The sequence below is a fragment of the Pseudomonas sp. AM8 genome (assembly GCF_036346475.1).
GTDB lineage: Bacteria > Pseudomonadota > Gammaproteobacteria > Pseudomonadales > Pseudomonadaceae > Aquipseudomonas > Aquipseudomonas marginalis.
This window is the reverse complement of sequence record NZ_JAOTNX010000008.1, coordinates 137,369-164,070: the sequence shown is the minus strand read 5'-3', so window position 1 is coordinate 164,070 and position 26,702 is coordinate 137,369. Positions and strand designations below refer to the sequence as shown.

The 26,702-nt window shown below is 55.6% G+C and carries 25 protein-coding genes and 3 pseudogenes; 21 read left to right on the top strand and 7 right to left on the bottom strand.

From position 1 onward, the window contains the following. The first annotated feature begins 17 nt into the window (after nt 1-17). On the top strand, nt 18-821 hold the full coding sequence (locus V3W40_RS19820; protein ID WP_330208360.1) for an enoyl-CoA hydratase/isomerase family protein: 804 nt from the start codon (nt 18-20) through the stop codon (nt 819-821). Between the two features lie 191 nt (nt 822-1,012). Beyond that, nucleotides 1,013-2,374 carry an MFS transporter gene (locus V3W40_RS19815; protein WP_330208359.1) on the top strand — a complete coding sequence of 454 codons (1,362 nt, stop codon included), beginning with the start codon at nt 1,013-1,015 and terminating at the stop codon, nt 2,372-2,374. Between the two features lie 25 nt (nt 2,375-2,399). Here the strand turns inward: V3W40_RS19815 and V3W40_RS19810 are convergent, their stop codons facing one another. Beyond that, nucleotides 2,400-3,194 carry an alpha/beta fold hydrolase gene (locus V3W40_RS19810; protein ID WP_330215536.1) on the bottom strand — a complete coding sequence of 265 codons (795 nt, stop codon included), beginning with the start codon at nt 3,192-3,194 and terminating at the stop codon, nt 2,400-2,402. 106 nt (nt 3,195-3,300) lie between these two features. Between V3W40_RS19810 and V3W40_RS19805 the strand changes: the two are divergent. Both V3W40_RS19805 and V3W40_RS19800 read left to right on the top strand, forming a co-directional pair. Then, nucleotides 3,301-4,273, top strand: a pseudogene (locus tag V3W40_RS19805) (XdhC family protein). 196 nt (nt 4,274-4,469) lie between these two features. Next, the gene (locus V3W40_RS19800) at nt 4,470-5,324 is read left to right on the top strand and encodes a helix-turn-helix transcriptional regulator (protein ID WP_330215535.1); all 855 of its coding nucleotides are present in this window, start codon (nt 4,470-4,472) and stop codon (nt 5,322-5,324) included. A 106-nt stretch (nt 5,325-5,430) separates the two neighbouring features. On the opposite strand, the pseudogene V3W40_RS19795 reads toward V3W40_RS19800, so the two are convergent. Both V3W40_RS19795 and V3W40_RS19790 read right to left on the bottom strand, forming a co-directional pair. Next, nucleotides 5,431-5,994 (bottom strand): annotated as a pseudogene (locus V3W40_RS19795) (IS3 family transposase); the annotation flags it as partial. Nucleotides 5,995-6,292: 298 nt separating this feature from the next. Further along, complete coding sequence (locus tag V3W40_RS19790) at nt 6,293-6,964, bottom strand: GntR family transcriptional regulator (protein WP_330208356.1); 672 nt, start codon at nt 6,962-6,964, stop codon at nt 6,293-6,295. Nucleotides 6,965-7,465: 501 nt separating this feature from the next. Between V3W40_RS19790 and V3W40_RS19785 the strand changes: the two genes are divergently transcribed. From V3W40_RS19785 to fdhA, 11 genes are read left to right on the top strand one after another with little or no spacing between them, the layout of a single operon-like run. Next, nucleotides 7,466-8,152, top strand: a complete 687-nt coding sequence (locus V3W40_RS19785; protein WP_330215534.1) for a flavin reductase family protein — start codon at nt 7,466-7,468, stop codon at nt 8,150-8,152. 11 nt (nt 8,153-8,163) lie between these two features. Beyond that, the gene (locus tag V3W40_RS19780; RefSeq protein WP_330208354.1) at nt 8,164-9,297 is read left to right on the top strand and encodes an aromatic ring-hydroxylating dioxygenase subunit alpha; all 1,134 of its coding nucleotides are present in this window, start codon (nt 8,164-8,166) and stop codon (nt 9,295-9,297) included. Between the two features lies 1 nt (nt 9,298). Next, entirely contained in the window at nt 9,299-10,165 is an 867-nt protein-coding gene (locus V3W40_RS19775; RefSeq protein ID WP_330208353.1) for a gallate dioxygenase, read from the top strand. A gap of 2 nt (nt 10,166-10,167) precedes the next feature. Then, complete coding sequence (locus V3W40_RS19770) at nt 10,168-10,527, top strand: protocatechuate 3,4-dioxygenase (protein ID WP_330208352.1); 360 nt, start codon at nt 10,168-10,170, stop codon at nt 10,525-10,527. A gap of 13 nt (nt 10,528-10,540) precedes the next feature. Next, nucleotides 10,541-11,602, top strand: a complete 1,062-nt coding sequence (locus V3W40_RS19765) for an aromatic ring-hydroxylating dioxygenase subunit alpha (RefSeq protein ID WP_330208351.1) — start codon at nt 10,541-10,543, stop codon at nt 11,600-11,602. A 10-nt stretch (nt 11,603-11,612) separates the two neighbouring features. Next, nucleotides 11,613-12,605, top strand: coding sequence for a PDR/VanB family oxidoreductase (locus V3W40_RS19760; protein WP_330208350.1), 993 nt, complete (start codon nt 11,613-11,615; stop codon nt 12,603-12,605). A 53-nt stretch (nt 12,606-12,658) separates the two neighbouring features. Further along, nucleotides 12,659-14,038, top strand: a complete 1,380-nt coding sequence (locus V3W40_RS19755) for an MFS transporter (RefSeq protein WP_330208349.1) — start codon at nt 12,659-12,661, stop codon at nt 14,036-14,038. Between the two features lie 31 nt (nt 14,039-14,069). Beyond that, nucleotides 14,070-14,762 (top strand): alpha/beta fold hydrolase, encoded by a 693-nt coding sequence (locus tag V3W40_RS19750; RefSeq protein ID WP_330208348.1) that lies wholly within the window; start codon nt 14,070-14,072, stop codon nt 14,760-14,762. Nucleotides 14,763-14,804: 42 nt separating this feature from the next. Further along, nucleotides 14,805-15,716 (top strand): transporter, encoded by a 912-nt coding sequence (locus V3W40_RS19745; protein WP_330208347.1) that lies wholly within the window; start codon nt 14,805-14,807, stop codon nt 15,714-15,716. An 11-nt stretch (nt 15,717-15,727) separates the two neighbouring features. After that, nucleotides 15,728-16,165: a nuclear transport factor 2 family protein gene (locus tag V3W40_RS19740; RefSeq protein WP_330208346.1), complete on the top strand. Its 438-nt coding sequence runs from the start codon at nt 15,728-15,730 to the stop codon at nt 16,163-16,165. 36 nt (nt 16,166-16,201) lie between these two features. Next, nucleotides 16,202-17,398: a formaldehyde dehydrogenase, glutathione-independent gene (fdhA, locus tag V3W40_RS19735; RefSeq protein ID WP_330208345.1), complete on the top strand. Its 1,197-nt coding sequence runs from the start codon at nt 16,202-16,204 to the stop codon at nt 17,396-17,398. A gap of 87 nt (nt 17,399-17,485) precedes the next feature. Here fdhA and V3W40_RS19730 read toward each other — a convergent pair whose 3' ends face one another. From V3W40_RS19730 to galB, 3 genes are read right to left on the bottom strand one after another with little or no spacing between them, the layout of a single operon-like run. Further along, on the bottom strand, nt 17,486-18,580 hold the full coding sequence (locus V3W40_RS19730; protein ID WP_330215533.1) for a 4-oxalomesaconate tautomerase: 1,095 nt from the start codon (nt 18,578-18,580) through the stop codon (nt 17,486-17,488). After that, nucleotides 18,577-19,296, bottom strand: coding sequence for a 4-carboxy-4-hydroxy-2-oxoadipate aldolase/oxaloacetate decarboxylase (locus V3W40_RS19725; protein WP_330208343.1), 720 nt, complete (start codon nt 19,294-19,296; stop codon nt 18,577-18,579). The genes V3W40_RS19730 and V3W40_RS19725 overlap by 4 nt, the downstream gene beginning before the upstream one ends. Beyond that, complete coding sequence (gene galB / locus V3W40_RS19720; RefSeq protein WP_330208342.1) at nt 19,293-20,048, bottom strand: 4-oxalmesaconate hydratase; 756 nt, start codon at nt 20,046-20,048, stop codon at nt 19,293-19,295. The genes V3W40_RS19725 and galB overlap by 4 nt, the downstream gene beginning before the upstream one ends. Nucleotides 20,049-20,176: 128 nt before the next feature. On the opposite strand from galB, the gene V3W40_RS19715 reads away from it, so the two are divergent. After that, the gene (locus V3W40_RS19715; protein ID WP_330208341.1) at nt 20,177-21,373 is read left to right on the top strand and encodes a LysR family transcriptional regulator; all 1,197 of its coding nucleotides are present in this window, start codon (nt 20,177-20,179) and stop codon (nt 21,371-21,373) included. A gap of 503 nt (nt 21,374-21,876) precedes the next feature. Then, nucleotides 21,877-22,968 (top strand): annotated as a pseudogene (locus V3W40_RS19710) (transposase); the annotation flags it as partial. Between the two features lie 47 nt (nt 22,969-23,015). Here V3W40_RS19710 and V3W40_RS19705 read toward each other — a convergent pair. Continuing rightward, complete coding sequence (locus tag V3W40_RS19705) at nt 23,016-24,620, bottom strand: methyl-accepting chemotaxis protein (RefSeq protein ID WP_330208391.1); 1,605 nt, start codon at nt 24,618-24,620, stop codon at nt 23,016-23,018. A gap of 479 nt (nt 24,621-25,099) precedes the next feature. Here V3W40_RS19705 and V3W40_RS19700 point away from each other — a divergent pair, with 479 nt between their 5' ends. The 4 genes from V3W40_RS19700 to V3W40_RS19690 are packed head-to-tail and all read left to right on the top strand — an operon-like array spanning nt 25,100 to nt 26,420. Further along, nucleotides 25,100-25,312, top strand: coding sequence for a hypothetical protein (locus tag V3W40_RS19700; protein ID WP_330208340.1), 213 nt, complete (start codon nt 25,100-25,102; stop codon nt 25,310-25,312). A gap of 32 nt (nt 25,313-25,344) precedes the next feature. Next, nucleotides 25,345-25,683 (top strand): hypothetical protein, encoded by a 339-nt coding sequence (locus V3W40_RS19695; RefSeq protein WP_330215532.1) that lies wholly within the window; start codon nt 25,345-25,347, stop codon nt 25,681-25,683. A 51-nt stretch (nt 25,684-25,734) separates the two neighbouring features. After that, entirely contained in the window at nt 25,735-25,947 is a 213-nt protein-coding gene (locus tag V3W40_RS34810) for a hypothetical protein (RefSeq protein WP_442962855.1), read from the top strand. After that, nucleotides 25,944-26,420 (top strand): hypothetical protein, encoded by a 477-nt coding sequence (locus V3W40_RS19690; RefSeq protein ID WP_330208338.1) that lies wholly within the window; start codon nt 25,944-25,946, stop codon nt 26,418-26,420. The genes V3W40_RS34810 and V3W40_RS19690 overlap by 4 nt, the downstream gene beginning before the upstream one ends. Nucleotides 26,421-26,702: the final 282 nt, after the last annotated feature.

The following is a 26,702-nucleotide window of genomic DNA, read 5'->3' as shown; positions in this document are numbered from 1 at the left end:
TAACAAGAGGACATCCCATGCAACTGCAATCGATTGAACAATTTCTGAATACAAAATTCGACGGCTTTCAGGTTGTCGTGGATACCGCTCGCGAGCGTGCAGACATCATTCTCAATCGCCCTCCTTTTAATGTCATCGCCATGAGTCAACGCGATGTAATGCGCGAAGTGTTTGAGGCACTTGATGCACATCCGGGCGTCAGGGTAATTGTGCTGCGCTCGGAGGGTGAGCATTTCTCAAGCGGCGGCGATATCAAGGGATTTCTTGAAGCCTCTCCAGAGCATGTGTCCAAGCTTGCGTGGAACGTTGCTGCGCCAACTCGTTGTGAAAAACCGGTCATCGCTGCCAATCGCGGCTACACATTCGGCGTCGGTTTCGAGTTCTCGCTGGCTTGTGACTTTCGTATTGCGTCGGAAACCACACGTTACGCGCTGCCTGAACAGAATTTGGGGCAAATCCCAGGATCTGGCGGTTCAGCCCGCCTGCAGAAAATGATCGGTATCACGCGTACCAAACACATCGTTATGCGAGCCAAACGTGTCAGTGGGGAGCAGGCCTACGATTGGGGAATCGCGACTGAAATGGTTCCGGATGCAGAGCTTGAAGCAGCAGTGGATGCGTTGGTAGACGAACTACGTTGCTTCTCTCCAATCGCGCAGCGCACAGCGAAGCGATTGATCAATGACAATGAAAACTCACCATTATCAGTCGCTATCGAGATGGAAGGCCACTGCTACAGCCGCCTGCGCAGTTCTCACGACTTTAAAGAAGGTGTGGAAGCTTTCCACGGTAAACGCAAGGCGGTTTTCAAAGGAGAGTGATCTCCTAAGGCAACTTACCCCTGCATGTGATGTTAAGAGCTGCAGGGGACACCCTAGAAGTACTGGCCAATGATTCATTCTACATCTGTAGAACTGGCCGAAGAGATGAATGCAGACCTCACCGGCGTGTTAGATAGCGCTGGTGATGGGTCACGCCTCCGTTATAACTATAAAAATCTGAGGTCACTTTCATGGCGACTACACACACTGGCACTACAACTGCTTCAGATGCTCCGATAATTCAAGCCACCCCAGCAGAATACCTACCGGCCCGAAAAGCTCTTCTGGCGGCTTTTGCATCAACCTTTGGGTGGGCACTGGATCTGTTTGATCTGTTTATCCTTCTGTACGTTGCCCCAATTATCGGACGGCTATTTTTTCCTTCCAGTACGCCTACGCTTTCTTTGGCTGCGGTGTATGCGTCATTTGCAGTGGCATTGCTGGTCAGGCCGTTGGGTTCTGCCATCTTCGGTGCTTATGCCGACAAGCACGGTCGCAAAAAAGCATTGATGTTGTCGATGGTGGGTGTTGGCATCTCGACCGCCCTATTCGGTGTGCTCCCTACGCTGGCGCAGGCAGGGATACTCGCACCCATCTTGTTCCTCACTCTGCGAGTAATCCAGGGTATCTTCGTCGGCGGTATTGTTGCGTCCACTCATACCATCGGAACCGAGTCAATTTCTCCGAAATACCGCGGCTTGATGTCCGGGCTGGTCGGCGGCGCTGGTGCCGGTATGGGGTCACTTCTGGCGTCCTTTGCATATCTGATTCTTGTGAAGGTATTTCCAAATGAAGCCTTCGATGTCTGGGGATGGCGCTGCATGTTTTTCTGCGGGCTGATCAGCACGGCTTTCGGTTTGCTGATGTTCCGCTACCTCGAAGAAACCCCTGCCTGGAAACAGCTTCAGAAAACCCGCAAAAACCCTGATGCCGCAGTTGTGGAAAAGCCACTGAAGCGCCTGTTCGGTGCGGAATATCGTAAGGTGATGTTGGTCAACTTGCTCCTGACCTTTGGCGGTGGTGCAACCTATTATCTCGCCTGTGGCTATCTACCTACCTTGCTCAATACTGTCGCCAAGGTGCCATATGGTGAAACATCCCAGCTATTGATGTATGGAGCGCTGGCCACGATTGTTGGCGCACTTCTTTTTGGGTACTTGAGCGACCTTCTGGGGAGAAAAAAGACATTTATCGTGCTCGGAGTACTGAATCTCGTAGCGCTGCCTTATCTATTCATGCACATAGCTGACTCTACCTCGTTGCTGCGTACCGCCCTTTACAGTTCAGGTATTTCATTTATGGGCGGAGCAATAATCGCGCCACTGCTGATTTTCCTGAACGAGCGCTTCACAACCGAGTTGCGCGCAAGTGGCACTGGACTGTCGTGGAACATCGGTTTTGCATTGGGCGGTACGATGCCAACCTTTGTGTCACTGCTCAGCGGAAGCGCAGAGCACATCCCTCAGGTACTGGCGGTCTTTGCTCTTGTGTTGTCAGTGATTTATTTACTCGGAAGCTTCCTGGCCCCAGAAACCAAGGGCACTTTCAAGTGAATGAGCGTCGGCCAAGCGCGGTGCGTCAAGCGCTCATGTCCGTGATGAAATTGCTGATCAGATGCAGCGTCTGCTCGGTGGCCTCCCTATGCGGGAAGTGCTGACAATGATCCAGTGCTACGCATTGACAGGACGCCACTACCAATTGCTGGATAACATTCAGTTGCTCAAGGGGCGCGTATTGATCCTCGCGGCCCTGAAGGACAAGCAACGGGGTCTTGATGTTTGCAAGGCAGCAGGTGATCTTGGCAAGCGTGAATTGCGGGTGGAGCCAGGAGTTGCTCCATCCATAAAAAGCGCCGTCCACATTCGCTCCATGATGCTGTATCAGGCGATCGCGGAACGTGCCGCGCTGCCAATGCAGTGTCGAGGCGCGGATACCCTCAAGCGTTCGTTTCTCAACCAGCACATGTGGGGCGAGAGCAATTGTTCCCAATACCCTGGGATCATTGATAGCGGCGTACGCCAGGGCGATAGATCCTCCATCGCTGTGACCCAGAAGTACAACACTGCTGAGGCTCAAAGTGTCGATAACGCGCCCAAGCTCTTGAACGCCATGCTGACTCAGGAAGTCAAGTGGCCGAGGCAGTTCGACGGAGCTCGACTTTCCATATCCCTGGCGGCTGTAAACGACGACCGAACAGCCCGTTCGGTCGCGGAGCTGTTCTGGAAAGTCGCGCCACTGGCTGGCGCTGCCCAAGCCTTCATGGAGCAGCACAAAGGTTGGAAACCCATCACGTGCACCTCGCAGATAGCAATATTCGATATGAACATCATCGAGCGCCAGGAACTGCGTAATTTCAGGTGTTTCAGATCTCATGGTTATCTCACTTGGGATTGTCCGTTGAGGTTAAACCATCGATTACCTGGAATGCAGCCTCAAAGCACGCCAAGTCTTAACCACCACCGCAGCGCGAGGTAAATATATGCGCTATCTGGACACGCAAGTCATTGAGCAGGCGTTGCAATGGGCACGCACAGGTGAGCGCATCTGGTTGTGCACTGTTATGTCTACTTATGGTTCGGCACCTCGAGCGCCTGGATCGATGTTGGTGGCGAACTCAAAAGGGGGCTTTGTCGGATCTCTATCTGGGGGCTGCATCGAAGAGGAATTTATCGAGAGTATCAAACAAGGCGAACTCCACCAGCCTACTCACGTGGTGCGCTACGGGGATAGCCCTGAGCAAACTCGACGCCTCCAGCTCCCTTGTGGTGGGGTGCTCATTGTTCTGGTGGAATGCAGGGAGCCGACTGAGCCTTGGATCGAACATTTGATGTCGCTCCATGCAGCACTGATGGGGCAGAAGCAGGTGTTGCGCCATGTTGATTTGAACACCGCGAAGACCTGGCAAGAACCTGTTGGCGTGCAAGGCGCTGAAGCCATTAAGATTACCAATGAAAACGTCCAAATCCGCGTTGGGCCAGCATTGAGGTTGATTCTCGCGGGATTATCGCCAGTCGCTGAGTTCTGTGCATCATTCGCTTTGGCGATAGGCTGCGAAGTCATTGCCTGCGATCCGCGGGATGAAATGCGAGATGTCCGGCTTGAAGGGGTTAACATGCAGCGCGTACTGCCGTCCGTCTTCATTGCCCAGGGGGGGGGGGCACGCCGCTACCGCAGTGGTAGCACTGACTCACGATCCCAAGATCGATGATTTGGCGTTGATGGAGGCAATCCACACCGAGGCTTTTTACATCGGAGCAATGGGATCGCGCGCAACGTCAATCAAACGCGCCGAGCGACTGAGACGAATAGGGCAGTTCAGCGACGAACAGATCGCTCGTCTACACATGCCCATAGGTCTCGATCTAGGGAGTAAATCTCCTCCTGAGATCGCGCTTGCGGTGATGGCTGACGTCCTAAGGGTATATCGCGGCAGGGAAAGGGATGCGCTGTAGAGGTCATTGATCACCAGGAGGAGAATTCCTCAAAGGTCTGACTGGACGCAGCTACAATCGTGGTAGATATTGGGGCCATCATGAAAAAACAAGCGCCTGTAAAAGGCGATGAGCGGGGTAGGCGCTTTCACCCTGCGCAAGGTTTCTCGGGGCAGACCAAAAACAAAAGCCGTGTGAAGGAAACGAGGGGAGTTAGATGTCAATCGCACAGCGGGTGTTTCACGGTAAGTTTGGAAGGGTGGCCCTGTTAAACATGGACAGGCCACTGGTGACGCACACGCATTCCGAGTGCCACGTTTTGGTCAAGGTTTCAGGGGAGGATACCTTTTTCAATGTTAACGGCAGCAGAGTGCCATTGACCGATCGAACGGCTGTCTTGGTCAATGCTTGGGAACCGCACTGTTACGACCCCAATCCCGCTGCTGGTGATACCTTGATTCTAGCCCTTTATATTGAGCCATCATGGCTGGCCAGCACACAAGGATCGCTTGCACTGAGTGCTCGCCCTGACTTTTTCACCTGTCCCAGTATCCAGCTATCCAGTCAGAATAGGGGCCATGCAGACTTCTTGATTGCGGAGGCGCTAGGGCATTCTCTGGTACCCAAAGAAAAAATTGAGTTTTTACTGTTCGATTTCCTCATACAACTAATCGAGGACTTCTCCCAGTGGCGGCAACTTTGGCGCTTGGGTGCGCCTGTGACGGGAGCGTTCCGGGATGCGCGAATAAGGGTAGGCACCGACTATTTGCTTAAGCACCTGGATGAGCCCGATCTCCTCGACAACGCTGCGAAGTTTGCAGGTCTGTCCCGGGCGCATTTCTTTACGCTCTTTAAACGGGATACTGGGATGACCCCCACGCTCCTGGTGAATGATGCGCGGATGCGTCAAGCTTTCTCATGGCTTGAAAGTGAGCGTAGCGGTACGCTTGGGCTACTGTCAGAGAAGCTTGGCTTCTCAGAGCAGGGGCATTTCACTCGGTTTTTCAGACAGCATATCGGAGCGTCACCCAATCAGTACCGACGCGTCGTGGATTGCTACGGCACGAAATGAGAATTCCCTGACTGCGCAGAGGCTAATGTGCATCGCACCTTAGCTAACCATCGCAGGCGCGAAACATTGTTGACATCCCTCAAGCAAAAGTAGATATCTGTAGTGATTAACTAATCCCGTATACGACGTTAAGTTTTTCCTCGGCCCGCGCTGGCGCCAGCCCACCGTTGAATTGGTGAGCCAAACCAGTTGTAGCGATGCATCAAAAAATGACTGAGGTCACGCTGTGCTTCCTATTCAGTTCGATAGCCCACGGTCGGTATCCACTCAGTTTTCAGGCTCCGAAAAACACGTTCCATCGGCGAGTTGTCGTAGCAATTACCTCCGCGACTCATGCTCTGATTGATGCGGTATCGCCAGAGTCGCTGGCAAAAGTGGCGACTGCCGTATTGCGAGCCCTGGTCGGAGTGAAACAGCAGGCCTTGAGGCTTGCCCCGTTGCTCATAGACCATGTCGAGCGCCTTGATCACCAAGTCCGAATCCGGTTTGTTCGACAACGCCCAGCCCACCACCCGGCACGCGAAGAGATTCATGACCACGGCCAGGTAATGCCATTTCCCTTGTGCCCAGATGAAGTGATGTTGCCACACCAGACTTGATTGGGCGCGGGCACATCGAACGTTTGATTCAGAATATTCTGAATATAAGGTCGCTCCACCGTTGCCTTTTTTGATTATGAGGTGGACGAGTTCATCGACGGCGACATGTTCCAGTGCGACTCGTTTGTGGTTGACGGTCAAATCCGTTACTGCGGTGTGCTGGAACTGGGCTGCACCAACTTCGACTTCGTCTAGGGCAAGCCCTTGAGCGTGATTCCCGTGGCTGACCCCACGCTCAAGGCAACCCTGGAAGCCTTCAACCGGGACGTGATTTCGCAACGGTTCGACGCACACGAGGTCTTCGTGGACCGCAAGCGCGGTTATTCAACGGACAACCCGCCGCGTATCCCTCGGCCCACCCAAGTTCCGCTACATCGACATACTGTGGCGCTGAACAGCCGCGTGCTCTCTGAGTAGCATTTCTGCACGCATTACTTCTCTGCGGCTGATCGCTTCGAAAATCGAGTGATGTTGTCGATGAGCGTAGGCCATGTCGTCGCGGATGATCTTCACTTGGGTTTCCTTGAACGTCATCAGCTGCGGTGACACGAAGGGCACTGCCGAGCAGCGGGCAATCAATTCTTCTAGGATCCGCTGGCCAGATGCTTCGATCAGCAAGTCATGAAAGCGCTGGTTCATCTCTCCATAGGCCTGTTCAAGCTCGTCTTCAGGATAGCCGCTGGCCAACAACGCATCGCCCTCATCTAGGCAAGCTTGGAAAGCAGTTGTGTGCTCTGCGCTCAACCCTTTCTCAGCGCATGTGGCCGCGGCGAGGCCTTCAAGCGCTGCGCGAGCAGTAAGGGCGTAAGCGCTTTCTTCAATGGTGAATGTCTTCACCGCATAGCCGCGGCTGCCGACGCTGATGAGGTAACCCTCCTGGGCAAGAGTGGGCAACGCCTGCCGCACGGGGGTCCGTGACACGCCTAAGAGTTCCGCCAGCCCCGCCTCAGTAACCCGCTGCCCCGGAGCCAACTGGCCTCTGAGAATGAGTTCGCGAATTTCCAGTGCGGCCAGCAGATGCTGTTTTTGCGGTGATGTCAAGGTACGTGCTCCAGGTCTTCCCAACAGGTCTTGCAGAGTCTACCCGCGGTCATTGGGATCCCGTAAGGAAATATTGATGGCAGCGGTGTTGACCAAATGCAGGTTTCCCACCTACCATTGGATCCCAATAGGTAGATATACGTCGTCAGGTGAGTATTTTTAATGCTCCTTGGGATCCCAATAAGAATAAATAGGATCGTACCCGTGCCTAGCCCGCTCCTTGATGTGCGTGTCACTGCCGTCCGTGCGATGACGCCCCGAATCAACGAATACCTCCTGACCTCACGCTCGGGCGATCCATTGCCTCGTTACGAACCTGGGGCGCACATAGAGCTACATCTGCAGTCCCCTGCGTTAGGGCAGTTTGTCCGTCACTATTCCCTTGTGGGTGGCGTTGACGACCAGAATGATCCCTCGGCCTACTTCCGCATAGCGGTCCAGCGTGAGAGTGATCGCAGGGGCTCTGCACACATTCACCAGACGCTTCGGGTTGGATCTGAGTTGCAGGTTTCGTGGCCCAAAAACAACTTTGTGCTTGGCCGCAACGACGCTCACGTATTGCTCATCGCCGGTGGCATTGGAATCACGCCTATTTTCTCGATGTTGCGTAGCGTCGCTTATCGTCAACAACCATTCCATTTTGTCTACAGCGGTCGGACCGTCGAGAGCATGGCCTATCTGGATACGGCCATGGCGCTTGCTGGTGAGCGCGGCACTTTGCACCTAAGCGGAGAGCCTCCGATTGATCACTTGGATCTGGTGCAATTGCTGGCTGCCCAGCCGAAGGGCGGGTCGGTGTATGTCTGCGGCCCGCCCGGCTTAGTCAATGCCACCTATGCGGCTGCGCAAAAGGTAGGGCTCGGCTCCGATCAGGTAAGCAGTGAGCATTTCGGCGCACTGCGCGGTGACGGCGATTGCGCCTTCGAGGTGATGTTTGCGCGCAGCGGCAAGGTGGTAACAGTCGCGCCTGATGCCAGCCTGCTGGACGCCGCGCAGGCCGCAGGTATTTCTCTACTTTCAGACTGCCGGCGCGGCGAGTGTGGGCTTTGCCCGTTGCCCGTACTCAGCGCCGACGGTCCGATCGAACATCGTGATCGCTACTTGAGCGAAGAAGAAAAAGCGGCGAGCAAAACGCTGTGTCTCTGCGTGTCTCGCCTAAAGGGCGGGAAACTGGTTCTAGATGCATGAGGACGACAAAAATGAATACAACAACAAATGTCGCGATGAGCGGCTACGAGCTGGCCGGGGATCAGTTGATCGCCAGCGACGGCTACGCAGATCAGAATACTCCGCTGGTCACCAGTTGTTGGTACGTTGCGGCAAGAGCGCAAGAGGTGAGTCGCGAGCTGCTCAGCCGACGCATTCTCGGAACTGAGGTCGCGATCTACCGCACCCTTGCAGGACACCCAGTCGCGGTGCGTAACCGCTGTCCTCACCGGTCTTTTCCATTGGCCAAGGGCAAGCTGAACGGCGATGTATTGGTGTGTGGCTACCACGGTATGCAGTTCGATACCTCGGGGCGGTGTGTAAATATGCCGTCGATGCCACTTGTGCCCAGTAATGCCAACGTTCGTTCATACCCCGTGGCCGAGCGTGGCCCGCTGATCTGGATTTGGATGGGGGAGCCAGATCTGGCTGACGAAGCCGCAATCCCCGATACCTCGTGGCTGGTCGACCCGAACTTCAAAAGCGTCACTGGTGGTTTCAGCATGAAATCCGACTACGTGGCCATGCATGAGAATCTGCTCGACCAGACCCATTTCCCGTTCCTGCACCCAGGCACAGTCGGTACGCCAGAGTATGCCCGCTCCAAGCTCGACGCGCGGGAGGAAGGCACTCAAGTCGTGATCGATCGAGTGCTCAAGAACTCGCCACCTCCGGGGATCTACGGCGTACCCGCTGAGCTCATGGGTAAAAGCGTCGACCGTCACTCGGAGGCTCGTTTCATAAGCCCAGCGATGCACGTGGCTTTCGCTCGAATTGTTGATCCGGCTCCGGATGAGGGTCGCCCCGGCCAGTACCGTTTCAACATTACGCATCTGATCACCCCGGAAACGAATCACAGCATTCACTACTGGTGGTTCAACTCGCGCGACTTCAAGCAAACGGACGTGGACGCGGACGCGTTTCTCTACAGCGCTTCTGAGCAGGCTTATGTGGAAGACGTGGATGCCCTGGAGTGGATATCGCAAGTGGTACAGACCGATCCGGTGCCGCAGTTCGATCTGAATTTCGCGCCAGACAAGCCTGGGCTTTTCATGCGCAGGATTATCCACCGACTGGCTTCGTCAGAGGCCAGTAACCGTTATTCAAACCTTTTAAGAGTCAAGTGACATGGCCAAGATCATAGGTGCGATCGGCACCTCTCACGTCCCGACCATCGGCCTCGCATACGACCGCAAGAGGCAGGACGACCCAGCGTGGGCACCACTGTTCAAGGGCTACGAGCCCATCGCAGAGTGGCTGAAAGAAAAGCAGGTCGACGCCTTGGTATTCTTTTACAACGACCATTGCACGACCTTCTTCTTCGACATGTACCCGACCTTTGCACTCGGCGTGGGCGACAATTTTCCCATTGCTGATGAGGGCGGGGGACCCAGACCACTGCCGAACATCCGCGGGAATGTGGCGCTACAGTCGTACATCCTTGAAGCACTGGTCAACGACGAGTTCGACATCACCGTTTTTCAAGACAAGCCCATTGACCATGGCTGCGCTTCACCCCTTCCTCTGCTCTGGCCTCACGAGCCTGACTGGCCGGGCGTCGTGGTGCCGATCGCGATCAATGTCTTGCAATACCCACTGCCGACTGCGCGTCGCTGCTACAAGCTCGGGCAAGCAGTGAAACGGGCCATCGAGGCATATCCCGAAGACTTGAAAGTGGTGGTGGTGGGTACGGGCGGCTTGTCCCACCAGATTCATGGAGAACGTACCGGGTTCAACAACACCGAATGGGATATGAAGTTCCTTGAACTGCTGGAGCACGATCCGCAGACGCTCGTCCAGATGCGGCATGCCGACTACGTTCGACTGGGCGGTGCGGAGAGCGTTGAGCAGATCATGTGGTTGGCCATGCGTGGCGCGGTTGAAGGCGAGCTGAAGAAAGTCCATCTGAACTACTACCTCGCCACCACCACAGCGATGACTGCAGTGCTGTACGAGGTTGTCGACGACGGCAGCTCTCAGGCGGAGGGGCAATGAGAATGAATGTGCAAATCATTGGCATTGAAGAGTTGGGCGGCACCTATGTATTCGATGTGCGCGTAAGTAATCGTACGCTCAAAATCAACCGTTTTTTCTGGAACATGATCGGTGTTGCTTGGCGTGAAGCCTATCTGCAAGACCCAGAAAAGGTCATGGAAAGTGCTGAGCTGACCGATTTTGAAAAGGATCTGGTGCGGCGTCAGCACTGGCTAGGGTTAGTGCAGCATGGGGCCAACTTTTTCGTTGTTGAGAAATTCGCCCGGGTTGCCAAGCTGAGCAACATGGAAGTTTACGCAATCATGCGCGGTGAATCCTACGAGGATTTTCTAAAGACGCGCCGAGTGCCATCGCTTCGCTGATGAGGATGTAGTCATGAATAACAAGAATGAGCAGACTTTTCCAATTAACGCTTGGTACGTTGCTGCTTGGGACGCTGAGGTTTCGCGAACCCTACTCGCACGCACCATCTGCGACCACGATGTTGTGCTTTACCGCAAGCTCGACGGGACTGCCACAGCGCTCGCCGACGCTTGTTGGCATCGGCTGGTTCCTCTTTCAGTCGGCCGATTGGACGGCGACGAACTGGTGTGCGGTTATCACGGGTTGCGTTTCAACGCGAGCGGCCGCTGCACGCACATGCCATCTCAGGAAACCATCAACCCGTCGGCCTGCGTAAAATCGTATCCCGTCGTGGAGCGGCATCGCTTCATCTGGCTCTGGCCGGGAGACCCTGCGCTGGCTGATCCTGCGCTGATACCGGATCTGGGTTGGTTCGAAGACCCGCAGTGGGTTGGCGATGGACGCATGACCGAGGTTCAGGCGGACTACCGGCTCGTCATCGATAACCTTATGGACCTGACTCACGAAACCTACGTGCATGCCTCGACCATCGGCAATGAGGCATTGGCTGAAGCACCCTTCAAGCCAAGCTACGGTGCGAAGACAGCGACCATTACCCGCTGGGTGCTGGACGAAGAAGCCCCTCCGTTCTGGGCAGCGCAATTAGGCAAATCTGGCACGGTCGATCGCTGGCAGTACATCCATTTTCTAGCACCATCGATCGTCGTGCTCGATGTGGGCGTGGCGCCCGCTGGCACCGGTGCTCCGGAAGGTGATCGCAGCCAAGGGGTCAGCATGTGGGTTATTCATGTACCGACCCCGTCGCGCCAAGGCACGTGTTACTACTTCTGGTGCCACCTGCGTAATTATCGCTTGCACGATCAGGGGCTGACCCGCCGCATCATGGATGTTGCGGGGGGCATTCTGCGAGAGGATGAGGATGTGATTGAAGCCCAGCAGCGAGCGATGGCGCGCAATCCGGGGCGGGACTTCAACAACCTCAATATCGATGCTGGCTCGCTCTGGGCACGCAACCGCATTCAATCGATGATTGATGCAGAGCATGTTTCGCTCGTAAAAGTCGTCGGACTCTGAGGCCTATTTCATGCGCAATTTGGATCAATGGTATGAAGCCACTCTGACCGGCTTTCAACAGGTAACGCCGACGGTGCGAGAGTTCACTATCGACTGTCCGAACATTTCCGCATCGCCTCCCGGCGCGCACATAAACGTGCGGGTGTACATCGACGGCCGACCCGATCATCGCTCTTATTCGGTGGTTGGTCATCCTGCCGGCGGTGGGGTGGTTATCGCGGTCAAGTACTTGCCGGACAGCCGGGGAGGCTCAGCCTATATGTGGACTCTTCAAGCGGGAGCGCGCATCTGGGTGACCCCGCCCGCCAATGATTTCGGCCTGTCGTTCAACAGTGGCGAGTACTTGTTGCTCGCAGGCGGAATCGGCATCACGCCAATCGTGCGCATGGCCGAAACGCTCATGGAGCAGGGTCGGCCGATGCGCTTGCTTTACGCTGCCCGCACCCGGGACGAGCTGGCCTATTTCACGCGTCTGGAAGAGCAGCTCAAACATCGTCTCGAAATATTCGTTGCAGAAGAACAAAGATTCGTTGACCTGTCGGCGACCATCGGCGAACTGTCGGCGGCCTGCGAATTGTACATGTGCGGCCCTTTGGGCCTGATGGAAGCAGTGCGCAGCACGTGGCTCGAAGCTGGCCGCGATCCGACGAAGCTTCACTATGAAACTTTTGGTTCCAGTGGTCGCCATCCCGCCAAGGCCTTCAGCGTCCTGATCGCCAACCTGGGCATCGAGGTGCAGGTTCCCAAAGACAAATCGCTACTCGACGCCCTCACCGACGCAGGGGTAGAAGTGCTTTCTGATTGTCGACGCGGAGAATGTGGCCTGTGCGCGCTGAAGGTGGTGTCTATCGAAGGCGAAGCGGACCATCGCGATGTGTTCTTCAGTCCGAAACAGCATCGGGAAGGCGAGTTCATGTGTGCCTGCGTATCGCGAATCGCTGAAGGTCGCGTCGTGCTAGAGACGGCCTTGGAAGGAGATCCGGTCCTGCGTAAATCGGCCTAGCCATACAGGTTTGAGTTTCAATCAACTCCATAATTTTTTCAGGCAGAACAATAATGAACAATACTGCTGACGTAACGCTGCGCTCGATCAAAGAAGGGGAAATGAGCCGCTACCAGATATGGGTTGTGGTGCTGTGTACCTTGATTGCCGCGCTTGATGGATTCGATGTGCTAGTAGTCGCTTATACCGGACCTGCGATCAGCGCCGACTGGTCACTGGCTCCCACCAACCTCGGCGTTCTATTCGGTGCCGGGTTGGCTGGCATGGGTGTAGGGGCCGTCACCGTGGCACCCATTGGCGATCTGCTAGGCAGACGTCCGACCATCCTCGTCAGCCTTTGGATCCTGCTGATCGGAATGTTCGCCTCGGCGTTTGCCGGAGGACTTACGAGTCTTGCCTGGTTGCGGTTTTTCACCGGACTTGGCATTGGCGCGGTCTTGGCCAACGTCAATATCATGGTGTCCGAGTACGCCTCCGTCCGGCGCAAGGCGATGTGCGTGTCGATGATGTCTGTGGGCTACCCCATCGGAGCCACCCTCGGAGGGTTGGTCGCGGTGTATCTGATCGGAGCTTACGGCTGGCGCTCGGTCTATCTGTTAGGCGCGGCGGCAGCTGCCGTGCTACTCCCATTAGTGTGGCGGATAATGCCAGAATCGCTGGACTACCTGCTGACTAAGCAACCTGCCAACGCCATGCAAGAGTGCAATCATATCCTCCTTCGGATGGGCCGAGAGCCGCTGACTGCGCTGCCTGCCAAACCTTTGGCGCGGGTTGCTCGTGAGCTTGGTCTTGGCGGTCTGCCTTCACGGAACATGTTGCGGGCATGTGGTGCTTACTTCGCAGTAATGATGACCTGCTACTTCCTGTTGAGCTGGACGCCGCAGATTCTGACCCGAAGTGGCATGACCCAGAACATCGGAATCTCCGGATCACTGTTGATGAACCTCGGCGGTATCGCAGGTTGCCTATTGTACGGCCTGCTGTCGCCGAAGCTGGGCGCTCGAACTCTCGCAGCGATCATCATGGTCGGGCTGTTCGTCGGCGCCGTCGTGTTCGCTGCCATGCCACAGTCTCTGCTGCCGCTGTTATTGGCTGCCGTTTGGGTGGGGGTATGCTTGTTCTCCTCAATCAACACGCTGTATGTGCTGGTGCCGCAATCGTTCCCAGCTCGCGTTCGAAGCACCGGCACGGGCATTGCGATGGGCGCTGGCCGGCTTGGAGCTGTGGTCGGGCCTGTCTCGGCTGGCTACCTGATCACGATGGGATTGGATAAGACGACCTATATCGCAATTCTGGCTCTGCCTATGCTCGTTGCGGCAGTGCTCGTACTCGGTTTGCGCCCTTACGAGGAACCAACGGTATCGACTGCGGAGCGCGCTCCCGACAGCGCTGGGCTTGCTGGTGCACCATCCATTGCCACCGATCCCCGCTAAAACCAGCCAGCATCGAACAAGGAGCAAGGGTATGAAACAGAACGTTTATCTTCTGTCCGGTTTGCTGTGTGACGCGACGGTGTGGGTTCCCTTGATTCCAGGTCTTGAGAAAGTGGCGAAGGTCTGCCCGGTCGACTTTCGCGGTTTCGACGACATTGGCGCAATGGCTGAGCATGTCCTGGAGAACGCCAGCAATCACTTTGCTCTGGTGGGTCACTCGATGGGGGCACGGGTCGCTCTGGAAGTCTGTCGCAGAGCGCCAGAGCGCGTCGAACGACTAGCGCTGCTGAGCACCGGTATTCATCCGGCACAACCCGGGGAGCAAGAAGCCCGTCAAAGGCTGGTTGATCTTGCGCACAGTGAAGGCATGGAGGCGTTGGCTGATCACTGGCTGCCACCGATGATGCTGGAGGCGAGCCGTGAGAACCCTGCATTGATGCAACCGCTGTTGGACATGGTGCACCGCATGACACCCACCATTTACGAGCAGCAGGTAAATGCACTGCTTAATAGACCCGATGCCGGGCGGCAGCTTGAAAACATTCGCTGCCCTGTGTTGGTTGGGGTGGGGCGCCAGGATCAATGGAGCCCATTGTCGCAACACGAATTGATCGCCAGTCGGATCACCAATTCCAGACTGGTCGTTTTTGACAAAAGCGGTCACATGGCACCGTTCGAGGCCGCAGAGCAAGTGCTCAAAGAGTTAATTAACTGGCTTAAATAGCTTCATTCGGCTCAATACAAAAACAAAAAGAGGGGCTTCACCGTGCATACAATCAATCATGTTGGTTGGAAGAAGAATTGTGCCCGTTCGCTGGGTGTCTCGTTGGCGCTTGCCGGCGGTGCACTTTATATGACTTCTGTTCATGCGATCGATGTATCGCCGGGTGCTTATATTCCGGCGCCGGCGGGAAAGTCGATCGGAATGCTTTATTTGGGGGCCGGCAGCGCAGACAGCTACAACCCAAGAAAAGGTGCCAGTTTGGACAATGACACCCGATTGAAGACCCGGTCTGCGTTACTGCGTTTGTTCTATATGGATGACATTGCAAACACCCGAGTGCAGTATCAATTAGCTGTTCCGTATGGCCGACAGGACCTAAAACTAAACGGCCGAGATATTGGAGATACGGCCGGTTATGCGGATCCCTTTGTCGCGGTAACCGCGTGGCCAATAAATGATCCGGCTAATAAAGAGTACCTGGGTATATCCAGCTACCTTTATATGCCCCTAGGCAAATTTGATCACGACTCGTCATTAAACATGGGCAGCAATCGATATGTGGTGGCGTTCCAGGCCGGCCACTCCAAAGCGTGGGGCTCTTGGCGTCTGGACACCAACGTTGATGTCAGTTTTTACACTGACAACGATGAATCCGGCGTTGCGAAAGGGCGACTTGAGCAAGACCCTACGTTTGTTCTGCAACCCTGGCTGAGTTACACCTTCCCGAATCGTTTGACTACTTCGGTGGGGTTCACCAAAGCGTGGGGCGGTCGTTCCGAGCTCGAAGGTATCGATACCAACCGTGCGACCGACTCGCTTCGTGGGCGAGTCGGCGTGGGCTACTGGGTAACACCCAAAGCACAGGTGTATGCCGAAATGGCCCGTGATCTTGAAGTCGATGGTGGTTACAAGTTCGACTACACAGGCTTTCTACGCCTGACTTATGTCTATTAAAGGTACTGCTCATGACTGTCGATCCATTACAGACTCTGTTGATCAACCACGCTTGCACCCGCGCCATTATCAGTTTCGCGGCGCTGAACGACGCTGGAGAGTACGAACAACTCTCCAAGCTGTTTAGCGAAGATGGAAAATTCGCGCGGCCTAGCGAGCCGGATAACTTCATTACTGGGCGCAGTGCAATTCAGGCATTGATGGAAGCTCGCGCGCCCCGCAAGACTCGGCACCTAGTGGGGAATATAGAAGTAATTGTGACCGGTCCTGATACTGCACGCGCCAGCAGTTCCATTTCGCTGTATGCGGCCCCGTTGGGCAGCGATGTTGTGGCATCGCCCATCCTGATTGGGCGCTATGAAGATGAGTTAATACGCCAGGGTGATCATTGGCTGTTCAGTTGCAGAAAAGGATCAGTCGATTTTCGAATCGAGTTACCTGCTCACTAATTCCATCCATCCATCCATCAAACAAAAGAGGTGCGCATGAGTGCTGTAAACAGAGGTGTGGTTTATCGTGGCGCAGGGGAGGTCGATGTCCAGTCCATTGACTATCCAAAGATGCAAGATCCACGCGGACGCAAAATTGAGCACGCCGTAATTCTTAAAGTGCTGTCGACCAACATCTGTGGCTCGGACCAACACATGGTGCGTGGGCGCACCACGGCCAATGTTGGCCTGGTGCTGGGCCATGAGATCACCGGCGAGGTTATTGAGAAGGGCAGCGGTGTTGAGTTTCTGCAGATCGGTGATGTGGTCTCGGTGCCGTTCAACGTCGCCTGCGGGCGCTGCCGCTCCTGCAAAGAGCAACATACCGGTGTCTGCTTGACCGTCAACCCTGCACGGCCTGGGGGTGCCTATGGCTATGTCGATATGGGGGACTGGACGGGTGGCCAGGCCGAATACGCAATGGTGCCTTACGCCGATTTCAATCTGCTTAAACTTCCTGACCGCGACAGGGCCATGGAGAAGATTCGCGATCTGACTTGCCTCTCTGACATTCTCCCCACCGGCTTCCATGGTGCGGTGACGGCGGGCGTCGGGCCTGGCAGCACGGTCTATATCGCGGGGGCTGGCCCAGTTGGTCTGGCTGCTGCGGCGTCAGCACGCCTGCTTGGGGCTGCAGTGGTAATCATTGGGGACCTGAACTCGCTGCGACTCGCACATGCTAAAGCGCAAGGCTTTGAAGTCGTCGACTTGACGCTCGACACCCCGCTGCATGAGCAGATTGCAGCGTTGCTGGGTGAGCCGGAAGTGGATTGCGGTATCGACGCAGTGGGGTTCGAAGCCCGCGGCCACGGTCATGCGGTCTCCAAGGAAGAAGCACCGGCCATCGTGCTTAACTCGCTGATGCAGATCACGCGGGTGGCTGGCAAGATCGGGATCCCGGGGCTGTACGTAACCGAAGACCCGGGTGCCAAGGATACGGCTGCAAAAATGGGCAGCCTCAGCGTTCGCTTCGGCCTGGGTTGGGCAAAGTCACACAGCTTGCACACAGGTCAGACGCCCGTCATGAAGTACAACCGTCAGCTGATGCAGGCGATCATGTGGGACCGGATCAATATTGCCAACATTGTTGGTGTCGAGGTCATCTCTCTGGATGATGCGCCGCGTGGCTACAGTGAGTTCGACGCAGGTGTGCCGAAGAAATTCGTCATCGACCCGCACCGCTCATTTTCCTGAAGGACAGTCAACAAAAAAAGGCCGCGCGGCAATAACCGCGCAGCTTTTTTTTCTTCGAGGGCTATCCGTGCCCAGCCGATCAAACGTTCAGCAGAGACCCTTGTGTGAACCCGCCCAGACATCCGCCGGAATGCACACGTGACCATCGAAGATCGGTCTCGTCGTCCTTAACAACCCACAACCGGCAACGCCGCCGTTATCGAGCTTGATCTCTACAGTGAACTCGCCAGTAGGGTGCTCTACTGATACTTGCATTTGCTCGCCCGCGGGAAGGCGGGCGAGCCCCGCTGCCACCGATCCAGGTGCCAAACACGCGGTCGCCACGCTCACCGCGCCAAATACGCCAATGGAAGTGTGGCATGTGTGAGGGATAAAACTCCGGCTACTAATCGCGCCTTTCGCAGCAGGCACTGCCACCAGGCACATCTTGGGAACCGTCCGGCTAGTGACATCCCCTAGCCGCATCAGCGGCCCCGCCTGCAGCCTGATTGACTCCAGGCGAGCCTTGAGCTCGGCGTCTTGATTCAACTGCGCAGGGCTTTCATAACCGCTGATACCCAAGTCCATGGCACGGAGCAGCACCACTGGCATGCCATTGTCGATACAACTCACCTGAACCCCATCGATCACGTCCTGCTGCTGGCCTGTTGGCCAAAGCTCGCCACAACTGGACCCGGCGATGTCATCGAAGAGAACAATTAGCGGTGCGCCTGGCTTAGGTACGCCGTCGATCCGGGTGTCTCCCCGATAGTTCACCTTGCCACCCGGGGTCTGCACCACAGCTGTCGCCGTCTTGCCCGTGTTTTCCATGAAGATGCGGACCTGCGAAACATCGCCCTGCGCTGCCACCAGGCCGCGCTCGAGTGCGAACGGGCCTACACCTGCCAGGATGTTTCCGCAGTTTTGGCCGAAGTCGACCCGTGGGGCGTCGACCACGACTTGCGCGAACAGATAGTCGACATCGATCCCGGGCCTTTCGGAGCGCCGGATAATGGCCACCTTGCTGGTCAGCGAGTTGGCACCGCCGGCACCGTCTATCTGTGTCGGATCAGGCGAACCCAATGCTGCAAGCAGCACCTGATCGCGTAGGGGAGGGCTGGTCGGCAAATCGTCTGCCAGAAAATAAAGGGCCTTCGACGTTCCGCCTCGCATCATCATGCACGGCACACGGGTCTGGCTCATTGCGCCTGCTCCAGATCTTCAGGACCGTCGTAGTAACGCAGACCTTTCTCCTCTAGGAGCGGGCGCATGTTGTAAATGTCCAGGCCAAGCTCGCCGTCGGCCAGGCGCACGCGTTTCTGCTCTTCCCGTTCAGCGCGTTTGCGCGCTGCGTCGATGACCAGGCACAGCTCTTCACGTCGCACGATGACCACCCCATCGTCATCCGCCAGCACGACATCTCCCGGATTCACCACCTGGTTGGCACAGATCAAAGGAATGTTCACTGAGCCCAGGGTCTCCTTGATGGTCCCTTGGGCATGGACTGCCCGGGACCAGACGCAAAAACCCATTTCCCGAAGCGTTTTGGTGTCCCGCACCCCTGCATCCAAAATCAAGCCACGAACGCCGCGTGCTTGCAGCGAGGTCGCCAGCAAGTCACCGAAGAATCCGTCGCTGCAGGGCGAACTGGGGGCGACCACCAGGATGTCTCCCGGTTTGCACTGCTCGACCGCTACATGAAACATCCAGTTGTCACCGGGTGCCACTAACACGGTAACGGCCGATCCGCTGATCGTCTGGTCATGTTGTATAGGCCGAATATTCGATGCCAATAATCCCTTGCGACCTTGCGATTCATGTACGGTTGCTACGCCATACCGGGTCAATTCGTCGATCAGCGCGGCATCGGCACGAGGAACGTTACGCACGACTACACCGGTTTTTCCGAAAGGGCTCATGCCAGGTTCTCCGTCACACGCGGGAAGATGCTCTGGTAGCCCTCGCCGTAGATGATGTCTTTCTGAGAGGTGATGCCGATGTTGCGCTTGGCTTGTACGCCACGTTGCAGTGCGACGCGGGTGTAGTACTCCCAAAGGTGTTCCTGGCCGGCCATGCACTGAATCGCTGCGTACTTCTTGTCCCAGACGTCGGTGATGTCCAGGAGCACATCGGGCTTCCATTCACACTGTTCAGGCTGATGTGGCTCGAAGCTGTAGACCGGTGGTGCGCCGACAATCTTTTCGCCGGGCTTATAACCCTCAGCCTGGGCGATGATCCGGGCTTCCTGGGTGAGATGAAGGGCGAGGGGATGATCGTAGTTGTAAGGGTCTCTCGCTGAGTGGCTCAGGACGAACGACGGCTGAACGCTTCGAAAAACGTCGGCAAGGCGAAACAGGATGTCGGTGTCGGCGCGCATCGGATAGTCACCGATATCGAAAAATTCAATTGAGGCCCCGAGTACGTCCGCAGCCGCTTGCGCTTCTTGCCGACGCGCCGCTTTGACAATTGACTCAGTCATGTCAGAGCCCTTGCGCCACAACTTCGCCGACTCGCCACGCTCGCCAAATGACAGGCAAACAATGTGTACGGCATAGCCCTGCTTGGCGTGCAGCGCGATTGAGCCGCCAGCGCGCCATACAAAATCGGCTGAGTGGGCACTGACCACCAGCGCAGTTTTGTTTGAGGCAGTGTTCCCGGATTGAGTATTCATAGTGAGTCGCTCCTTAATTATTGATCTGGAGCCTGACAGAGCGGGTATCTTCTGTAGAATGCCTTCGAGTTGGATCGCTATGCTTTTTGCTTATGATGTCGCTCATTAACAGCTATGGACTGCAGGAAATGAACATCGAATTGCCCAACATGATGCAACTACGGACGTTTACCAAAGTGGTTGATCATGGCAGCGTGTCTGGCGCATCTAAAGCTATGTTGCGTACCCAATCGGTGGTGACGAGGTCGATTCAAGCGCTTGAAGGACGTCTCGGGGTGTCACTGTTCGAGCGTCACCCTGGCGGTATGCTTCTGACTTCTTACGGAAAATGTATTCTGCCAAGAGTGCAGCGGGTCATGGCTGAACTCGGGACCGTTGCCACCGTCGTACGTCACGCCCGCGACGCACGTTCTGAACATCCGTATTTACTGAACACGCGAAGGCTTGAAATTTTTATCAAGCTCTGCGAAACGCAGCACATGCAGACAGTCGCTAACTTTTTCCGCATATCCCAACCTGCTATTAGCAGTGTGGTGAAGGTGTTGGAGACTGGCACTGGGAGCGTACTGTTCGACCGCACGGCGAAGGGACTCAAGCCCACACGGATGGCACTGGATATCCTCATGCCGATTCGACGGGCGCTCAACGATGTCCGGCGTATAGATAGCGACGTTTCAGCCCACGATGGATCTTTGCAAGGCACGGTGTGCATTGGCGCATTACCCCTGGGACGAACTCGGATACTGCCAAGGGCGATTGCCGAGTTGCTCTCCAAACACCCAGGTATACGAGTAGTCACTAATGAAAGCCCCTTCGACATGCTGGCAGTCGAATTGAGGGCGGGTGACCTCGATTTTATATTTGGCGCACTACGGCCCGCCAGCTATGCCAGTGATCTTACGGGTGAGAAGCTGCTGACCGAGGAGATTGTCGTGCTTGCAGGCCCCGACCATCCGCTTCTAGGGAAGACGCTTGAAATCGAAGATCTCAAACATGCGCAGTGGATATTGCCACGCGCGCTTTCGCCCGCCAGACAGCTCTTTGAAGGGAATTTTAATCGAGCAAGATGTGAACTGCCGGTAGCGGTGGTCGAGACAGGAGATCTAGCAATCATTCGTGGTTTGCTGATGCGCAGTCATATGCTGGCGGTTGTATCAGAACACCAGTTGGAGCACGAAATTTCATCTTCTCACCTTGTCGGGCTTTCGGTAAAGCTGACCGACACTTCCCGCCCTATTGGCCTGATCTGTCGGGTCAATGGGCTGCACTCACCCGCCGCCGATGCATTGATGGCTATGATTCGCACAACCGTGGGGGAATTCTAAATTTGCTGGTAGAGGAGGGGCGATAGTGCCTGATACCTTATACAGTTTGCAGATAATGGGTCCGGAAGCCCGCTTTTGACGTCCTATGCCATTTGATTTCATTGCCGAAAGGGAACGAAGTCCAGTGACAGAGCTCATGACGGCGCTAGCGCGCCGCCTTTCCATTGTTCAAGGCGAAAAGTTGGCTAATGGGAACATTGGCGCTACGAAGCCAGGATAGCGGGCCCTGAGCTTCGAACCCTAACGGCTATAAAAAGTGACTCTACGGTTGGCGAAACAATTTCGTGAATTTGATGTTCGCATTGCGACAACTTCGGTCGTTGGTTCGACCTGAGATAATGGGTGAAGTTTTCTTTACCGACGTTCGAGAATCAAGGCACACGAAACTTCTCTCGGCGAACTGCCTTTTATCAAGCAGCTGATGAACTGTCCTTTTGCAAAGGTAGCTCTCCTGATTGGCCTGAGGCAAAATCTGCCCATCGGCCAGCGGGAGAGTACGTAGCATGATGGGACAGTTATCGAGTGGGAAGGATCGGCTGTTTTATTCGTTCAATTTTGAAGACCACATCCCAAAAAAATCATCTCCTGCGTAGCATTGATCGGTGTCTCGATCTGAGCGACCTACGCCACTACCTCGCCGATTTCTATAGCCCGATTGGGCGTCCTTCGATTGATCCTTAGCTGATGATCCGCATGCTAGTCGTGGGCTATTGCTATGGCATGCGCTCCGAACGGCGCTTTGGTGAAGAGGCCCATTTGAACCTGACGTATCGCTGGTTCTGCCAGTTGAGCCTTGAGGATGAAATACCTAATCACTCGACGTTTTCCAAGAATGGGCACGGCCGTTTCCGGGACATCGGTCTGTTTCGCTGGCCGTTTAATAAAGTGCTGCCTCGCTGCATGGACGCAGGTCTGGTCAAGGGGGAAGCTTTGCCGTAGACGCCAGCATCATCAAGGCAGATGCGAGTCGGCAGCGCGGCGAACTTGGTGATGAGGAGGTCAATTGGAGCGACCCATCGCTCAGTACGCTTGCCGTACGTGAGTACCTCGAAGCACTCGATGAAGAGGCGCTGGCTGAAGCACTTTCCAAGCGCTTATCGCTGACTGATCCTCTATCCCGTTGGACGGCCGCGCCGGGCGGCCCAGCGTTTTTCGCCTCTCCGCGAACTGCCTGATTGATGTCGAGCATGGCGTGATTATGGAGGTAGAACCGACACCGGCTCATAGAACTGCCGAGTTCGAGAGCACCAAAACCATGATTGATCGAGTTGAAGAGTTGTTCGACATCAAACCGGATCGTTTAATCGGCGACACCGCTTCCGGCACAGCACCGATGTTGGCCTGGATGGTGGAAGAGAAAGATATCGAGCCGCATGTTCCGGTGTGGGATAAAACCGAGCGCAAGAAAGACAGATTCTCCAGCAACGATTTTCACTGGAATGAAGAGGCGCAAGAGTATCGCTGCCCTGCCGGCAACGTACTGCGCAGCGAATGGCGGGCCTTCAAGAACGAACGCTCGCATCTCGCTAAAAGCCAACACCATCGTCTTCCGATCCAAAACCGAGTACGCGACCTGTCAGGTGAAAGCCAAGTGCTGATCTAGATATCCAAAAACTGGCATGGATCAGCCGCTGTTCTGACGTCAGACCAAGAAGCGGGCAACCAGGGTATTCAGGCTGATGGCCAATTTCGACAGTTCTTGGCTGGCTGCACTGGTCTGGTTTGCACCCGTCGACGTCTGCACGGCCAGGTCGCGAATGTTTACTAGATTGCGATCAACCTCACGAGCGACCTGCACTTGTTCTTCAGATGCGCTAGCGATAACCAGATTTCGTTCGCTGATTTGGTTAATGGCATCGGTAATGCGCTCCAGCGCTCCGCCGGCATCCTGGGCAATTTCCAGCGTCTGGCGAGCCCGCTCCGTGCTGGCCTGCATGGCATTCATGGCCCCGGTAGAGCCTGTCTGAATCGTGTCTACCATCTGCTCGATTTCCTGCGTTGAGGTTTGCGTGCGATGTGCCAGCGCACGGACTTCATCGGCCACCACCGCGAAGCCTCTGCCGGCATCACCCGCTCGCGCCGCTTCGATTGCCGCGTTTAACGCCAGCAGGTTGGTTTGCTCGGCAATGGCGCGAATCACGTCGAGCACCTTGCTGATGTTGGTCACACCATCGCCGAGGGTTTTGACTTCCTTAGACGTGCGGGCGACGTCATCCGAAAGAAGGCGAATCGACTCCACGGTTTTGGAGACTTGTTGCTGGCCATACTTGGCGGTCTGAGTCGATTCCTTGGACGCTTCAAAGGTGGCGACGGCGTTGCGCGCCACTTCATCGACCGCAGCCGTCATTTCGTTGACCGCCGTGGCGGCCTGGACAATTTCATGGCTCTGCTGGTGCAGTCCACGGGTTGCGTCTTCCGTAACGGCATTAAGCTTCTCGGCCGCGGAGGCCAGCTGATTCGAGGAGTCAGCAATGGTAAGAATGGTGCTCTTCAAGTTTTGTTGCATGGTTTGCAGGGCTTTGAGCAACTGGGCCGGTTCATCGACACCCGCCACGTCGACCGACTCGGTCAGGTCGCCTTTAGCGATGGCTTGCGTCACCAGAACCGCCTGTTTCAGTGGCTGCGTAATGCTTCTAGTAAATAGCATTGCCATAACCCCGGTTAACAAAGCGGCCACGATAATGAACGCTACTATGCCGGTTAATGCGTCCGCATAGGCTTGATCGGCCACGTGATCCGAATCATCTGCGCCGGTTTGATTGGTTTTGGTGAGTGCAGCCAACTGTACTTTGCACTCATCAGACACCTTTTCATATCTGCCTCCCAGCAGCGCGATCATCTCGTTGATTTTGCCCGCGCTGGAAAGCTGGAACAGTTCTCGATTGACTGCTTCATAGTCGCTCACCACCGGAAGGAGAAACTGGTACTGCGCACGTTCGACATCATCGTCGATGAGTTTTTCATAACGCGCCATGGCTTCATGGAGCTGGCCGTTCAGTTGCTCTGTGCGTGCCATTGTGACGCGCATCTGATCGTCCTCACGTTGACTTAAAAGGCGATAAGCATTGGTCTGCAGACGCAGAATGGTCTCGCTAACGGCATTCAGTGCCCTAATGCTTGGAATGCCCTTGTCGAATAGATCGTCACCTTGCACACGCACGAGCTTGAGCTGATAGATGGCGAACAAACCCAGCAAAATTACCAGCGCCCCGATAATGGCGAAGCTGATTACGGCTCTTGGAGCGATTTAAGCTGGCGCATGGGGTGTTTCCGGGGGTTAGGAATGTACTCAATGTATCGCCCGATATAGGGTGAGCATGAGCAGCAAACGGGGACAGATTTATTCCTCCTACTTAGCGGTCTGCTTTTCGCCGTTTTTCTGCCTGTCGCGGGAGGCAGAAAGTAGAGGCTTCAAAACCTGAGGCGCTGCAGCGACCTCGTATTTGAGCACTTCAGAGGCGTGGGCGGCTTACATCGGCAGGTTGGAAGCCTTGCGCGGGCAGGTGAACAGCCTGGTTCCGGTGAATAAGAATTCAATCGGGCATTTACCCGGGAATAACCCTTTTTTCCCCTGATGATGCGGGTTTCGCTGCGGATACCTTCACCGCTTACGCCGCCTTATTGTAGTTGTCCAGGGACCTGAAAGTCGGTATCGACACTTCTCTTGGGGCGTTCGCGCAATCAGCGGGTTACGCCAAGGCCTACACCGGTGTGGCGGGAGGGACGGTGGCTGTCGACAAAGGCTATAACTTGATTCTAGCGGGCAGCGGCGCGCAACGCTTCGTGCTCAATAACAGTCTCGACAACCTGCTGGTCAACCAGGCTTCCGGGCAGGTGACTCTGCAAGGATTTCAGGCGGGCAGCGCTGGCGATCAGATTCATTTGCTGGACTTGGCGACAGCGCCTCTCTCATTCGCATCCAAGAGGGTCTGCGTGTAATCGCCGCCGACGGCCAACGCTATGTTGGTCTATTGGACACCAATGCCTCGGACTTGAGCCTGTTTGCCAATTTCAGCGGTGTACGCACACTGTCGTTTGCCGGCTATGACCAGGCCGAAGTACGCAGTCTGCGAGATAACGGGCTCAACTACGGCCAAGTGCATATCAATGAGATCATTGCCTCACGCTACGGCGATACGCTGATAAGTGGCGATTGGAGTTCTGTGCTCAGGGGCGGCATTGGCAACGATACTTTTCTGATAACCGGGCGAGGCGCCTGGATCGATGGTGGGGCGGGCACCGATGTCGTTAGCTATACAGAGATATTCGGGGGTGAACGTCAATTTGTCTTCAGGGCGCGACAGCCTTGAAAGTACCTTATTCAATATCGATAACGTTACGGCTCCGCGTGGAGCGACACATTGACAGGCACCACCGCCAATAATGTGTTGGCAGCTAGTCGAGGCAATGATCGGCTTGAAGGCGGTGGTGGCAACGATGTGTACGTCTTCGAGCGGGGAGACAGCCAGGATAAAGTGATCAATGGTGTCTCGGGCAATACCGGGCCGAGTTCGATACCTCGACTGAGTTGTGGAGCAAGTTTTCGAAGACATTCTTCGATATTGATACCTTGACGTTCGACTCCGCTATTACCAGTCACCCATCTTATCTCGCAGGCAGCCAGTTTGCCCCGGGTCTACATGCGGGGGCAGGTGCACTGGATGCTACCCCAGGCTCCAAAAGCGCTTTGGACGTTTCAACGTTCGCGACCAGTTCCGACGTGGCCAAGGCGATGGATAGTCAACTGGGCATCAAGGCATCGACCCCGTCAATATTGCTTTCCAATCAACTCAATGGCTCAACGAACCACAACGGCAGCATTCTGGATGTGGCCACCGACCCTTCGACGCTCAATCCGTCCAACCTCAATCTGGGCGGTACCGGCGGCGGGCAAGGTTTGCTGCAGTCTAAAGCAGGTTATGCAGCGACCATGCTTGAGCGCTATGTGAACCGTGACGGTCTTGAATTCGTCTCGCCCAGTAACATGGTGACCGGTGAGGCCCGTCACGGCCCGGGCAGTGTCAACGATCTATCTGCACAGATTTAAACGCCTTATTGCGTCCGATATTTGACCTTGGGGCTATGCTGCGTTCGATGTAAGCGTGGCACGTACTAGGTCTCCATTAGCGCTGCATGCATTGTGAATTTTTTGTGACGGGATTCGAGGAGCGGCTCGCAAACCGTCTAAATATAACTGTACCGATACTGGGTGGTTGGGGGCAAGACGATATTGATTCGGGGCGATCGAATGCAAAGTCTGGTTTCGTGCGGTTGAGTAACCTGAGCTTCATCTGTGAAGGCGATGATGCGGGCACGCGGAGTCTAGAAC

Coding starts and splice junctions, on each gene's coding strand:
- V3W40_RS19820 (WP_330208360.1), top strand. CDS start 18: ATGCAACTGCAATCGATTGAACAATTTCTGAATACAAAATTCGACGGC.
- V3W40_RS19815 (WP_330208359.1), top strand. CDS start 1,013: ATGGCGACTACACACACTGGCACTACAACTGCTTCAGATGCTCCGATA.
- V3W40_RS19810 (WP_330215536.1), bottom strand. CDS start 3,194: ATGAGATCTGAAACACCTGAAATTACGCAGTTCCTGGCGCTCGATGAT.
- V3W40_RS19800 (WP_330215535.1), top strand. CDS start 4,470: ATGTCAATCGCACAGCGGGTGTTTCACGGTAAGTTTGGAAGGGTGGCC.
- V3W40_RS19780 (WP_330208354.1), top strand. CDS start 8,164: ATGAATACAACAACAAATGTCGCGATGAGCGGCTACGAGCTGGCCGGG.
- V3W40_RS19775 (WP_330208353.1), top strand. CDS start 9,299: ATGGCCAAGATCATAGGTGCGATCGGCACCTCTCACGTCCCGACCATC.
- V3W40_RS19770 (WP_330208352.1), top strand. CDS start 10,168: ATGAATGTGCAAATCATTGGCATTGAAGAGTTGGGCGGCACCTATGTA.
- V3W40_RS19765 (WP_330208351.1), top strand. CDS start 10,541: ATGAATAACAAGAATGAGCAGACTTTTCCAATTAACGCTTGGTACGTT.
- V3W40_RS19760 (WP_330208350.1), top strand. CDS start 11,613: ATGCGCAATTTGGATCAATGGTATGAAGCCACTCTGACCGGCTTTCAA.
- V3W40_RS19755 (WP_330208349.1), top strand. CDS start 12,659: ATGAACAATACTGCTGACGTAACGCTGCGCTCGATCAAAGAAGGGGAA.
- V3W40_RS19750 (WP_330208348.1), top strand. CDS start 14,070: ATGAAACAGAACGTTTATCTTCTGTCCGGTTTGCTGTGTGACGCGACG.
- V3W40_RS19740 (WP_330208346.1), top strand. CDS start 15,728: ATGACTGTCGATCCATTACAGACTCTGTTGATCAACCACGCTTGCACC.
- fdhA (WP_330208345.1), top strand. CDS start 16,202: ATGAGTGCTGTAAACAGAGGTGTGGTTTATCGTGGCGCAGGGGAGGTC.
- V3W40_RS19730 (WP_330215533.1), bottom strand. CDS start 18,580: ATGAGCCAGACCCGTGTGCCGTGCATGATGATGCGAGGCGGAACGTCG.
- V3W40_RS19725 (WP_330208343.1), bottom strand. CDS start 19,296: ATGAGCCCTTTCGGAAAAACCGGTGTAGTCGTGCGTAACGTTCCTCGT.
- galB (WP_330208342.1), bottom strand. CDS start 20,048: ATGAATACTCAATCCGGGAACACTGCCTCAAACAAAACTGCGCTGGTG.
- V3W40_RS19715 (WP_330208341.1), top strand. CDS start 20,177: ATGAACATCGAATTGCCCAACATGATGCAACTACGGACGTTTACCAAA.